This is a genomic window from Bradyrhizobium sp. Kon58 (assembly GCF_055807455.1).
In genome coordinates this window covers 1-244 of sequence record NZ_JBVVOT010000612.1, presented here as the reverse complement: position 1 = coordinate 244, position 244 = coordinate 1, and the positions used below count along the sequence as shown (strand labels likewise).

Sequence of the window (244 nt, the reverse complement as noted above, 5' to 3'; positions counted from 1 at the left end):
CGACGGGCGCTAGGGAAGTGTTGATAAGGGCCCCTATTTCCTCGCTGACCTCATCGAGTTCATTAATGCCTATTTTAATTGACCTTACCTGGCTCAAAAGCTTGTGCGCCAGCATTTCTGTACTTAGAATCAAGTTCTTGCGATCATTTTTCTTATGCAAAGTAATATCCCACCATCCGTGATTTGACATGTAAATCATCACTAGCGTATCTGTAAAATACAGCTGCACTAGTGATGATTTACA

1 protein-coding gene is annotated in these 244 nt (G+C 41.8%); it reads right to left on the bottom strand.

Translation table 11 applies throughout. The features are described from left to right. Positions 1-202: hypothetical protein (locus tag AC0L20_RS41675; RefSeq protein ID WP_473295939.1), on the bottom strand; the 202-nt coding region annotated here is incomplete at its 3' end. Positions 203-244 lie beyond the last annotated feature (42 nt).